We start from the raw sequence: 13,409 nt of genomic DNA, 5'->3' as shown, positions 1-13,409 counted from the left end.
GTTATTTTTTCAGGTAAAAGCTAACACTACAATGATTCCAAGTTAATACAAATATCTCAAAGATACAATTCATCAGATACCATAATATATCCCATATAATTTAAGATAAAAGTGTTTCCAGTAATGTATAAAAAACATTATCTTTTATTCATTTCATTCAATCTGTATTATTTTTCAAAATTATTCCTCTTCCAAGAGCAATTGCTCCTCCTATGATCAATCCTGTAAACCATATATTATAGCTTCCTTCCTCCGAAAGTATTAAACTGAGCAATATACCCACACCCAACAAAACACCACCTACTATCATGTTTTGTTCTGCATCTTGCTTGCGTTGTTTATGCCTCTGCTTTTGAAGGAATTGATAATCTTTATAGAATGTATCCGCCAATGCTTCTAATTCTTCTTCTTTTGCATTTTCTTCTTTGAGCATTTCTATTACTTCGGTTTTTGTTTGTCCAGAGGCATACATTTGAATAGCTCTTTGCTGACAATATTTTTCTCGATACATAGTTCTTTTATTTAATATTTTTTATGGAATATCATAATGCAAGTCTTTTTCGTCATGAGTGAAGAAATATGCATAATTAGACCTCAATTCTTCCCAACCTTCTTCTGTTTTATATTTTTCATTCATTACATCTTCCCATGCAATTCTCATTTGTCTTGCACACAATAAAGGTGGCACTTGTCCTACTCCTGTTCCAAGCCCTGGGATAGCAACCGTTTCAATTTTATCTCCTATTTTAGTTCCATCCTCAAAAGTACCATGTTTTAGCAAAACTAAGATTGCTTTAGTAGCCAAATACACATTCGGGGAACGCAGGATGGTCATGGGCGTTCTCATGGTTGGTGCAGAAATCAGATGGGGATATTGAGTGTTTTCGGTTTCTACGAGTACAGCCTGCCCAACTAAAAGCTCTCCATAATATTTTTCTCTCAGGAGTTTTTGTAATTTCTTTTCAATATGCCAGCCCAGATTCTTAGAAATGGCAAAATCTATCCCACCATTCATATATCCAAAACTATTTGCTGGACTAACAATGGCATCACAAGACAAATCAAATATAGATTGGTTCTTAACTTCTACATTTTCAACGCCCTGAAATACTTTATTCCATGCATCTGTTAGTTGGGAATTAATATCTACAAAATAAAATTTCATGTGTAGGTTTAAGGTTTTTAGCATTATTCATTCTGATGAAGGCTTCTCATCCTTCTTCAAAGCATATTTTAAGAGTATTTCCATAGGAATTAGTTTTAGGGATTGTTCGTTGGTGGCTTCTAAGTCCACGAAAGGGGCTTTACCTGCCCTGTAAGCCTCCAGCCAACGAGAGGCACACAAACACCAACGGTCGCCAGCTTTGAGTCCCTCGAACTCATACAATGGCATGGGGGTAGTCAAATCGTTGCCCATTTGAGCCGAAAACTCCAGAAAATCGTCTGTTACGATGGCACAAACCGTATGAGAACCATAATCGGTGGCATCTGTATTGCAACAACCATCTCTAAAATAGCCTGTCAGGGGTGTATTGCTACAAGTTTTAAGGGCTTCACCAAAAACATTTACATTTTGCATAATATAGAGGTTTTACATTGTTTGTTTGATAAAAGAGAATAGAAAAAAGAAAATAATCTGTCGTAGTTGAGAAATATACCAATTCAATCTTTTTTCTTTTCTCTTGAGTCCTTTCTCTAAAAATTCTATACTCCTTTTTCCAGAATTTTTCCGTTTTCAAAAATAACAAATTTTTCTTCAAATTCTTTTGGGAAATTACTCACCACAGCCGAAGGTTTTTGAAGCTCCCGAAGCAGAGTTGCCCCATGCGAAAGCCTGCCTCCTGTGCGAGAAATAACAGCTTTGGCTCGTTTATAATCTTCAAAATGCCCTGGCTCTAAGGCATCTACTACCAATATATCTTTCCCTAAAATGCCTTCTGCACGCCCAGGGTAAATCATAAATGAAAATGCCTGAGAAAGTGTTTCGCCCCCATTTTGCCAAAAACAACCCGATTTTGTTCGGATGCCCTCATGAGCCTCTAACCACTCCGAATCCTCAAGGGCGTTGTGCAGACGATGAAACAGACGCATATTGTTATCTCTAAACCACTCCCGAACTTCAAAATAATAGCTTTGAAGTCCCATCATGTTCAAATAATGGGCTATTCGGATGCCTTTGCTCCATTTTGGAAATGGAAGCAGAGGTTTTTCGTCTTTATTATTTCTTGGGGTTGCAGGGTCACTTTCAAAATGAATTCTATGAGGGAAATCTTGTGGATTTAAAGCATCATAAACTGTTTTTCGCTTGCCCCAAAACGTTCCAAAAGAGGTAGAAATACAATTGTTGATAAAAATATTGTTCTGCACTATCCAAACATAATATCTTGTAAACCAATTTACCAAATCTGTTTCTTTCTGAGGGCTTTGTTGTTTTCTGATATTTTCTAATTCCTGTTCAAAAACTTTTAATTCTTGTTCTATTTTGAGGATTCTCTTTCTTGAAACTGCCTGCATTGTAAGAAAAACAGGAATATTTTGAAAGAATTTCCAAAAGTTAAAAGGCAAATGAGGCACTGCCCCACCTATTTCTTTGGCATACAGACTGCTCGGCAAGCCCCAATCTCTGAAACGAGCCAAAAATAAATCAGAATTGATGTAAGAAGCATTGTCTTCGGCTGTTACGCTAAAAGGCTCATTGTCATTGAGAACTCTTTTATCCCAAAGGCTATAAACACGCCCGATATTCAAAGAAGCTTTCTGTTGAGCATATTCCATCAGTTTACTGACTTGTTTGGGCAGAATTTCATCCATATTGGCAGAAGTCAGGCTTCTACGCCATAAATAATGTGTAACAGGGCGTATCTGAAACAGATGAAATTGATAACCATCCCAAGCCCACTCAATATCAGAAGATTGATAATGAAAAACTTTAATGGTCTTTTGTAGAAAACTCCACAATTCTTTTATTTTCAAACCTTTGGTGTTAAGCAAATTTTGAGCTTCTGAAGAAATGGGAATTTCCCAGTTTTCGCCCATTTTAGAAATTGTAAAACTGTGTGGTTCTTTTTTCCCTGAAATAAACTCTTCTAAATGTCCTTCTACCAAATCTATTTCCGCTGAAATATTTCTTACAAATGCAACCCCAGAAATAATTGGCTCTACAAACTCTTGAATCACCACTTCATCAATACCTTTTTGAAATAAATCTTGTGTTTTGGCAATAATCTCTGATGCTCCAACTCTCAAATACGAAGTATGGATTCCTGCATTGGATTTATCTATTTTATCTTCGTTGGAGGCAGAAGAACGCACAGCAAAAAGTTTAGTCGTATTGAGCAGGTTCAGAACAGCCATTAAATCTGTCTGAGGGTTCACAATTACCTTTTTGGGTACAGGCAAACCTGCTAAAGTAGCCAAAGCAAGCCTTCCTCCTTTGGTGTGTGCCTTGAATTGTGGTTTGTGCTTTTCAATAAAATTTGCAAACTCTTCAGGGTTATCGATATAGGGATAATGTTCCCAATGCTCATGAATGCTGATACTCAAATCGGCTCTCGGGAGAATAGAATCCCAAGCTGGAGCTTGATTGATACCCAAAACAGCATCTTTTGTTCCCCAAATAAGTTCTATGGGTGTTTCTATCCACTCAAAAAGTGTAAGGGCATTATGAGGCTGAACAAATTCAAAATATTTTTCAAAGGCTTTGCATTGCTTGTAACCCTCTCCCATGCGTTTGTATTGACTATTTGTCCATTTTTTAGATGAAAATTTATGAGCAAACACTTTAGGAAAGTTTTTGAGTAAAAAGTGAATTGTTTTACGAATAGGCTTCCAAGACATGATTTTCACAAAACTCCTTTCCCATAAAAAAGCCCCCACAGGAGCGAGTAATATCACTTTTGAGAAGTGTTTGGGCTTTCGAACAAGGGCATGCAATACCACCAAAGCATTGATCCCCACAGCAAAAATCTCTTGATTTTCTTCGGTTTGCTCCAATAGAGCTCGAGCTAATTGCTCTAAATTTTGATATTTTTGAGAGGTATTGCTTCCAAAACCAGGAAGTTCGAGGGGAATGGGTTGTTTTTCTTTGAACAAAGGCAGACAATCGTCCCACCAAGCTTTATAACTACCATTTCCAGAAAGAAGATAAATTTTTTGCATAGCTTTTTAATCAAAAACTTTTCGTACTCCCAAAAGTTTTACATATTGGTACAAAATACAAAACGTTATGGCTACAAACATATTTCAAAGCAAGTTTTTTTTATATTTCACAGCTATATTTTATGCTGTGATGGGTACAAACCACTTTATTAATCCAGATTTTTATGTAACCATGATGCCTTCTTGGTTTATCCAAAAGCCTTTTTTAAATTACGCCTCAGGAGCTTTAGAAATTATTTTTGGACTCATGCTGATTCCTTCTAAATACAGAAATATCGGTGTTTGGGGTATTTTCGGACTCTTGATGAGTTTTTGGAGTATTCATATCAGTCATCTTTTTGAGCCTCCTGTTATGGATGTTGGAGGCAGTCTGATTGATTTTTCTCAGAAACCCACTTATTATGGTTTGTATGGCAGACTTCTATTCCATTTTGTCTTTTTCTGGTGGATTTTGAAAGTCAAGAAAATTCGTTAAATCTTTTTATTTTTAAATTTTTTCAAGATAATATGTGAAAGAGGATTATTAGTGAAAATAATCAAACCCATTGTTACAAGTATACCCATTAAAAATGAAGCTATTACATAAAAAAACATCATTGCTCTGGATTCGGTAGTAGCATTTTCAGGAGATTCAGACAAGTATTGAATAGCTATTTTTTCACCTTCTTTGGCTCTCATTCTCCGTTCAATGGTATAAGTTTTGTTTTTTATGTCTTGAAACTGTAAAAAAGCATAATAACTGGGCTTATTGCTTCCAAACTTTTTTACTTCTATTACTTCTGCTTGTGTTTGTATGCCTCTTTTAGCATACTGATATAACGTATTTGACCAATTATAACAGCCATACATACACATCAGGGCAAAACAGATAAAAAAGGTTATTGCAAATATTTTGATGAACATAGCATTTATTTTTTTAAAATATTTTTAAGCCTTTTTCTTGTAAGGACTATCAATATAAGCATTATAAAGCCACTACACAACGTATTAAATAAAAATATTGAGCCAAATGGATTTTCTTGAACAATCTTTTGGGTACCTTGTACCCTCACCCAAGCAATAAATATATCTGCTATGGGCATTTTGCCCATTAAATACTTTTTCTCTGTTTTTGAGCTATAAGAGAATCCAAATGTTTCAATACAACTAAACATACTATTAGCTGTTTTATATTCTCCAAACTTCTCAAATACCCCAACTGACACAATAGTCGCCACAGGGCTCATCCCAAAAATTACAGGACCCGAATCTACATCGCCTACTCCAGAACTTTCATGTGGATATTCTCTGATAGATGGCAACTGCAAAATGGTTTGAGAAAATTGTTTTTTAAACAACTCAAATTGCTCTTGGGCAAATGTAGGCTCTATTTCTGAAAGAAATAAAAGCATCAAAGCCATCGAAGAGCCTCTTGCTCCTTCTATCTTATCGCCTGTACTTGAATCTACTGAGTGAGGTATAAGTCTAGTTTGCTTATCTAAAAGCATTTTTACTTTAACTATCAATTGTTTGATAAGTTCCTGATATTTTGGTTCAAAGAGTTTATCGTGCAAATGTAGAGACATCATCGCTACAAACGAATCGGCAGGCCAAGAAGCCTTCTGATAAGACTCTAAAAAAGGCGATTTTGAGTTTTGAAAAGCCTTTGCTATTTCCTCACAATTCTGTTTGAAAACTTCTAGTTCTTTAATGTTTTTATATGTTTGTATTTCAAGGAGTTTTCCCAATAAATAATTTCTCCATCCTGCATAAAATACTCCATATTGAGGTTTGGTAGATGTAGGAAAAATACTTTGAGCATATTTGGTATTTACCTGATTATAAGCATATAAAATTTCCTGAATAGCTTTTTGATGGATAAGAGAAGTTTTATCTGATTTTTGGGCTATTTCTGCCCATGTAAGTCCATACAATACATTAGAAAACACATAACCTTCTGGATACAGCATTTGCATTTCTACAGCCAAATCCTTCTTTTTTAGCTGGATTTCTATAAATTGGAGTTGTAGAAGAACATCCTTATGCGTTTTCTCTTCATTTTGAAGGCTTGTACTCATGTGAAGCCTCATATTGATATAAGCCAGTACAATTACTATGAAAAGTATGAAGGTATATCCTATTTTTTTCAACATAAAAAGGCTTTTTTTCAAAAAAGTACACATAAAAAAACAACCTACAAAATTTTGTAGGTTGCTCTTTATTAATATGCTATAGCAAAAACAACTCTTTCTTTAGAAGGTTTGCCTGAATAAATGCATTTCCCTTCTTCTTGTTTGTTTCCTAATGGAATACAACGAATTGTTGCTTTGGTTTCTTCTTTAATTTTCTGTTCTGTTTCTCCTGTTCCATCCCAATGAGCAAGGGCAAAACCACCTTTATCCAAAACAGTCTTCAGTTCATCATAAGAATTAACTTCGTAAGTCATTTGTGTTCTACGTTCTAAAGCTTTCTGATAAAGATTGTTTTGAATTTCAGTTAATAAATTGCTTACGTATTCTGCAATACCTTCAGAGGCTACGCTTTGTTTTTCTTTGGTATCACGTCTTGCCACTTCAATGGTTTTATTTTCCAAATCTCTAAGCCCTAAAGCCAAACGAACAGGCACACCTTTTACTTCCCATTCAGCAAATTTGAAACCTGGTGTTTGGGTATCTCTGTTATCAAATTTTACAATGATACCTTTGGCTTCCAATTGTTTTTTGAGTGTCAAACATGCTTCATCAAGTGTTGGAATAGAGTCTGCACCCTTGTAAATAGGAACTATTACTGCTTGAATGGGTGCTAAACGAGGTGGTATTACAAGACCTGAATCATCAGAGTGACTCATTACTAATGCTCCCATGAGGCGTGTACTCACTCCCCACGATGTTCCCCATACATAATCCAATTTATTTTCTTTGTTTGAGAACTTCACATCAAAAGCTTTGGCGAAATTTTGCCCTAAAAAATGTGATGTACCTGCTTGGAGAGCCTTTCCATCTTGCATCATGGCTTCAATACAATATGTTTCTTCTGCTCCTGCAAAGCGTTCATTGGCTGTTTTAATACCTTTAATTACAGGAATAGCAAGTATATTTTCTGCAAAATCAGCATATACCTCTAACATTTGTTCAGTTTCAGCAATGGCTTCTTCTTTGGTTGCATGAGCTGTATGCCCTTCTTGCCATAAGAATTCTGCTGTACGTAAAAATAAGCGTGTACGCATTTCCCAACGTACTACGTTTGCCCATTGGTTTATCAGCAAAGGCAAATCTCTATACGACTGAATCCAGCCTTTGTAGGTATTCCAGATAACAGCCTCACTGGTTGGGCGTACAATTAGTTCTTCCTCTAATTTAGAATCAGGATCAACAATAAGTTTTCCTTTGTTGTTAGGGTCATTTTTGAGGCGATAATGCGTTACAACAGCACATTCTTTGGCAAAGCCTTCTGCATTCTTTTCTTCTGCCTCAAACAAACTTTTGGGTATAAAAAGGGGGAAATAAGCATTTTGATGCCCTGTTTCTTTGAAACGTCTGTCTAAGTCATCTCTCATTTTTTCCCAAATGGCATAACCATAAGGTTTGATAACCATACAACCTTTTACGGCAGAATGTTCTGCTAAATCTGCTTCTTTTACAATGTCAAGATACCATTCCGAATAATTTTGGTCACGAGGTGTTATTTTCTTGCTCATAAATAGTATATTTTTAGTACTTAGTATTGAATTAATATCGTATTTGTTAATTTTTTGTAAAAAAGAGTAAAGAAAAAGGAGTGTAGATGTTTTTTTCCTTTATCTTTTTTCTTTTCTAAAGTAGTTTCCAGAAAAATCTATTCATAAAATTGTTGTAATCAAGATTCATTTACTTCATCTTTTTTATTAGGTAGTGTAAGCACTATCCTTGTACCCTGCCCCAATTCGGAGTCCAGTTTAATAAAGCCTTGTAATTTATTTACTGTTTCTTTGACAATATACAAGCCTAATCCTGAGCCTGCAAGCGAATCGTTGGCTCTGTAAAACATATTAAAAACCTTGTTGATATGTTCTTTGCCAATACCTATTCCATTATCTTGGATTTCTACTTTTACCTCTTTGTCATCAGTTTCTACAAACACCTGAATATAACATCTTAACTGTCTTTGGTTTGCGTATTTAATAGCATTAGAAAGCAAATTATTAAATATAATATTCAATCTGTTTTTATCTGAGTAGAACGTTTTCTCCTCATTGATTTTGATAATAGTTTCAATACGTTTGGCATTCTCCATGTGATTGTGTTGTTCAAAGCAATTTTCTAAGATTTCTTTGAACGAAATGGGCTCAGGAGTAAATTCTAATCGAGCATTTCGAGAATAGTCCAAAATATCTTTGATGAAATTATCAAGTCTTTGAATACTTTTTTCTTGCAAAGACATATATTGTTTTACTTCTTCCACATCATCTGTCATTCGAGAAAGCTGAATAAGCCCTAAAAGTGAGGATATAGGAGCTCTCAAATCGTGAGATACACTATATACAAACCTGTCTAGTTCAGAGTTTGCTTTGCTAAGTTCGTCATTGGTTTGTCTAAGCTTCTCTTCAGCCAATTTGCGTTCATGTATATCAAGTGTAATCCCTGATATACCTATAATTTTATTTTCTTCATTTTTAACAGATTGAGCTTTTGTAAGAAACCAACGGTATGCATCATCATTTTTTTGATATTGTCTCAATTCTATTTCATAGGTTTCTGTTTCACCACTAAGTACTCTTTTATACAACTCTAATAATTTAATTCTATCATCTTCATGGATTAACTGTCTCAATTCTTGACTATTACGAGGAGTTTTATCTATAAAAGGATTCATGCCAAAGGCTATAAAAGTCTGTTTAGACCAAGCTATAGACTCTTCTGGCTCTGTTTCTATATGCCAAGACCCCATTTTAGCAAATGTTTGAGCATCTTCTAGTATTTGATTGGCTTTTTTAAGTTCAATTTCTTTTTGTTTGATGATGTCAAGTGTGTTTTTTAGTTTTTCTTCTCTTTGAGCCAACTCTTCGTTAAGCTTTTTTTCTGTTTCAAGAGCCTGAATAATTTTTTCCTCAGCAAGTGTTTGTTGTGTTACGTTTTGCACAATCATCAAAACGGCATTGATAGAAGGCTCTCTGAGTAAGTTTTTGGCTTTTACTTCCATCCAATGGTCAGAACCATCTTTATACAAAATACGAAAGGTAGTTCTAAATAATTTTCTACGTGTATTGATAATTTCAAAAAATATTTTCTTCACTAAAGATGAATCGTAGGGATGTACCAAGTCAAACAAATATTGTTCTTGCAGTTCATTATTCTGATAACCCCAGTTTTTATGAGCAGCAGGTGAAGCATACATAATATTAGCTCCTTCATCTAAAAGCAAAATGGAATCATCTAAATTTTCAATGAGTAATTGAAACTTTTTCTGTTGAGCATCCAAGATTTCTTCAATACGGTCGTGGCTACTTACATCTTTGAATAGAATACTAATATAAGCATCTCCTTCATTTTCTTCATAAGAAATGCTACTCTCCACAGGAATAATTGAGCCATTTTTTTGGATATACCTTGAAAGTGTTTGTAAGGTCTCAGGGCTTTTTTGTTTGAGTTCAATCAAAAACTTTTTCCAACTTAATCCTGTTTGTCCATTTAATTCAACATCAATTTGTTTAAAGGATTTTTCTAAAATTTCCTCATGGGTATAACCCAAATATTTCAAGGCTGTTTCATTGGTTTCCAGCACATTGCCTGTTTCAGCATTAAGTAATAGGATACCATCTGAAGTATTTTGTAATAATTTAAAAAACTTAGGTGAGCGTCTTGTAAATTTTTCGGAAACATTTGGGTAAATGCTTACGACTATTTGAGTATCAGATTTATTTTCTTGAATGGGTAAAAAAGTACTATAATATTCTCTTGAAGTCTTTTTAATTTTAATGTCTCCTGTCCAAGTTTTCCCATTGACAATTTCTTTTAATTCATTTTCTAAAACACCTTCTATGTATGTTAGAAAATCCGCTTTTTGGAGGTTTTTTTTATCTGTTGCTAATATATTTTTAGCTAAAACATTATGTTCCTGTATTTTGGCACGACTGTCCAATACCAGCCAAGCACAGCTATCGCTGAGTGAAGATGTTATTTGCTGAATAATGCTTTGTTGCATAATTATTGGGCTTTTTTATCGGGCAATTAGCTGTTTATCAACAACTAAAGACTCTTATTTATCTTTTCTTAGAGAAAATACTACATTTATCTAAAAAAACACTTTAATTTGCCACGAAAATAACAACTTTTTTTCAAAAAACAATTTTGCTATGGGACAAGACCATAATAATCTCCATAAGCTAACAGGAGCAGGTGTTCTAGTTACTTTGGGGATAATTTTTGGGGATATTGGAACATCCCCTCTCTATGTAATGAAATCTATTATCAATGAAGGTGGCGGGATTATCACAAAAGACTTAGTATATGGGGGTATATCAGCCGTTTTTTGGACACTTACACTTCAAACAACTGTTAAATATGTAATTCTCACACTTCGAGCTGATAATAAGGGCGAAGGTGGGATTTTTTCTTTATATACACTTGTTCGTAGGCGTTCAAAGTGGCTTATTGCTGTTGCCATGATAGGAGGAGCAATGCTCCTTGCAGATGGTATTATTACCCCTCCTATTTCGGTAGTTTCGGCTGTAGAAGGATTAAGAGGTATTTATCCAACCATTACTACAAATAATATTGTTTGGATAGCAACGATTATCATTATCTTTATTTTCTTTTTCCAAAGATTTGGAACTTCCATTGTGGGTAAAGGTTTTGGACCTGTGATGTTTGTCTGGTTTAGTATGTTGGGCATTTTAGGTTTCAATAAAATCATTGAAAACCCAAGCATATTTGCTGCCATCAATCCTTATTATGCCTACAACATGATAGCCAATACGCATCATGGTTTTTGGATATTAGGAGCTGTTTTTTTATGTACGACAGGTGCAGAGGCTTTGTATTCAGATTTAGGGCATTGTGGAAGACCCAATATTCGTGTTAGTTGGATTTTTGTAAAAGCTATGCTTTTGCTTAATTATTTTGGACAAGGAGCTATGCTAATGCTCAAAGAAGGACAAAAAAATGAAGGTAATCCATTCTATGATATTATGCCTCAGTGGTTTACCCTTATAGGTATTATTATTGCAACATTAGCAGCCATTATTGCCAGCCAAGCCCTTATTTCAGGTTCTTTTACACTTGTCAGTGAGGCTATTAGACTCAATTTGTATCCTAAAGTAAAAATCAATTATCCCTCCAAATTCAAAGGGCAATTGTATATTCCTAGTGTTAATAGTTTATTAATGTTTGGTTGTATTGGGGTGGTTTGGTATTTCCAAGAATCCTCGAAAATGGAAGCAGCTTATGGGCTTGCCATTACTACTACCATGCTCATGACGACCATTTTATTGGCTTATTACCTTAAAATGTTCAAAGTTAATCCTATTATAGTAGGTTTGATACTTGTTGTATATTTGGTAATTGAAATTGCATTCTTTGTTGCCAATGCTGTAAAATTTGCAAATGGAGGTTTTATTTCAATACTCATTGCTTTTGTAATTGTATTTGTGATGTGGATACGCCACAAGGCTGTAGATATTAAACGAAGACTCACCGATTATGTAAAAATCAGTGATTATTTAGAGCAACTCATGGCTCTCAGTAAAGATACGACCATTCCCAAATATGCTACACATTTAGTATTTTTGAGTACCATGCGAAGTGAAGACAAGGTGGAACAAAAAATTATTTATTCTATTTTGCAAAAACAGCCTAAACGTGCTGATTTGTACTGGTTTGTACACATTGAAGTTACAGATGAACCCTACACGATGGAGTATAAAACCAAAGTCATTGCTGAAGATGATGTTGTAAAAGTAGAATTTAGACTTGGATTCAGAGTTGAACAACGTATCAGCCTGTTTTTGAGGCTCGTCATTCAGGAAATGGTACGCAATGGAGAGATTGACGTAAGAAGCCGTTATCATTCTCTTAAAGGTAGAAACGTGATTGGAGACTTCCGTTTCGTTATTTTGGAAGAAGTACTTTCATCTGATAATGATTTGCCATTTATGGAACAATTTATCTTAAATACAGATATTAGTGTTAAGAACTTTACAGCCTCTCCCGAAAAATGGTTTGGTTTGGATACGAGTTTGGTTACCATCGAAAAAGTACCTCTTGTTATCAACCCTGCGACAGGTGTACAACTTCAAAGAGTTTACGATTAATCATAAAGAAAAAGGCTTGATATATTCAAGCCTTTTTCTTTATCTAAAATCTAAATACTACTTAACCCAAGATACTCTGATATGAAATCAGTAAAATAGCTATAACAGCTACGCCAATCCCTATTTTATTAAGTGTATTGAGGCGTTCTTTAAAAAGTAAAATGGCAAAAGCCGTAGAACATAAAATGATAGCAATATTGAATACAGGAAAGAAAAATGCTCCATTATTAGCAAATTCTACCTGCAATGAGCGTATCATAAAAATAACTGAAAAGTAATTGACTACACCCAATACAATACCTCCCAAAATACTTTTCATCTCAACTTTTTCTTTATCTAAAATTATCTTTTTCAATAAAATGATAATACCCACTATTCCAGCCACTCCAAAAATAAGCATGGAAAACAAAGCCTGAGAAGTAGCATCCTTCGCAGATTCTTTACTCACCCAATTGATACTCGTGTCTATTGCCCCACTCATCAAAAATATGAGTGAAATAAGTACAATATTACCCCATGATTTTTGGGTTTTAGCTTGAGGCTCTTCAGATTCTACTTTGCTCGATGTCAGGAAAATAGCCACAAAAACACAACCCAAGCCCAAATAATTAAGCCAGTCAAATGACTTATCAGTATTGAAAAAGAACAAATTGAACAACACAGGGATAATCAGCGATATTTTAGCAGCTACCGAAGAAGCTGAAATACTGATGTTTTGAGCTACAAAACCCATCAGATAAAATGTACTGATAAAAATAAATCCTAAACCTAAAGGTACTTTTACCCATAAATTTTCCCAAGAAATATTTGCAACTGCTTCAAAATCCCATACATACAAAAGAGCTGTAATAACGCATGTCCAATAGTTGGTTACAATTGCCTGAAAAGTATTGATTCCTAATTTGTTAAACGCTCTAAATATCAAGAACAAACTGGCTGAGAGTGCCACTCCAATCAAAAAAAGCATAAAATGAGTGTAAAATGA

General features: G+C 34.6%; 9 protein-coding genes and 2 pseudogenes. 2 read left to right on the top strand and 9 right to left on the bottom strand.

All coding sequences use genetic code 11. From position 1 onward, the window contains the following. Nucleotides 1–157 precede the first annotated feature (157 nt). From AD998_09200 to AD998_09185, 4 genes are all read right to left on the bottom strand, one after another. Nucleotides 158–511: a hypothetical protein gene (locus tag AD998_09200; GenBank protein ID KOY86297.1), complete on the bottom strand. Its 354-nt coding sequence runs from the start codon at nucleotides 509–511 to the stop codon at nucleotides 158–160. Nucleotides 512–532: 21 nt separating this feature from the next. After that, entirely contained in the window at nucleotides 533–1,165 is a 633-nt protein-coding gene (locus tag AD998_09195) for a phage tail protein (protein ID KOY86296.1), read from the bottom strand. 27 nt (nucleotides 1,166–1,192) lie between these two features. Beyond that, on the bottom strand, nucleotides 1,193–1,579 hold the full coding sequence (locus AD998_09190) for a hypothetical protein (GenBank protein KOY86295.1): 387 nt from the start codon (nucleotides 1,577–1,579) through the stop codon (nucleotides 1,193–1,195). A 125-nt stretch (nucleotides 1,580–1,704) separates the two neighbouring features. After that, nucleotides 1,705–4,158, bottom strand: a complete 2,454-nt coding sequence (locus tag AD998_09185; GenBank protein KOY86294.1) for a hypothetical protein — start codon at nucleotides 4,156–4,158, stop codon at nucleotides 1,705–1,707. A gap of 67 nt (nucleotides 4,159–4,225) precedes the next feature. Between AD998_09185 and AD998_09180 the strand changes: the two are divergent. Then, nucleotides 4,226–4,486: pseudogene (locus tag AD998_09180) on the top strand (hypothetical protein). A 143-nt stretch (nucleotides 4,487–4,629) separates the two neighbouring features. On the opposite strand, the gene AD998_09175 reads toward AD998_09180, so the two are convergent. From AD998_09175 to AD998_09160, 4 genes and pseudogenes are all read right to left on the bottom strand, one after another. Beyond that, nucleotides 4,630–5,061: a hypothetical protein gene (locus AD998_09175; GenBank protein KOY86293.1), complete on the bottom strand. Its 432-nt coding sequence runs from the start codon at nucleotides 5,059–5,061 to the stop codon at nucleotides 4,630–4,632. A gap of 5 nt (nucleotides 5,062–5,066) precedes the next feature. After that, the gene (locus AD998_09170) at nucleotides 5,067–6,290 is read right to left on the bottom strand and encodes a hypothetical protein (GenBank protein KOY86292.1); all 1,224 of its coding nucleotides are present in this window, start codon (nucleotides 6,288–6,290) and stop codon (nucleotides 5,067–5,069) included. Between the two features lie 68 nt (nucleotides 6,291–6,358). Beyond that, nucleotides 6,359–7,834, bottom strand: coding sequence for a proline--tRNA ligase (locus tag AD998_09165; GenBank protein KOY86291.1), 1,476 nt, complete (start codon nucleotides 7,832–7,834; stop codon nucleotides 6,359–6,361). 158 nt (nucleotides 7,835–7,992) lie between these two features. Then, nucleotides 7,993–8,727: pseudogene (locus AD998_09160) on the bottom strand (hypothetical protein). Between the two features lie 1,741 nt (nucleotides 8,728–10,468). Here AD998_09160 and AD998_09155 point away from each other — a divergent pair. Further along, nucleotides 10,469–12,424: a potassium transporter Kup gene (locus tag AD998_09155; GenBank protein ID KOY86290.1), complete on the top strand. Its 1,956-nt coding sequence runs from the start codon at nucleotides 10,469–10,471 to the stop codon at nucleotides 12,422–12,424. A gap of 61 nt (nucleotides 12,425–12,485) precedes the next feature. Here the strand turns inward: AD998_09155 and AD998_09150 are convergent, their stop codons facing one another. Further along, nucleotides 12,486–13,391, bottom strand: coding sequence for a hypothetical protein (locus tag AD998_09150; GenBank protein ID KOY86289.1), 906 nt, complete (start codon nucleotides 13,389–13,391; stop codon nucleotides 12,486–12,488). Nucleotides 13,392–13,409 lie beyond the last annotated feature (18 nt).

This window comes from bacterium 336/3, from assembly GCA_001281695.1.
Taxonomy (GTDB): Bacteria; Bacteroidota; Bacteroidia; order Cytophagales; family Thermonemataceae; genus Raineya.
This window is presented reverse-complemented; position numbering and strand designations above follow the sequence as displayed.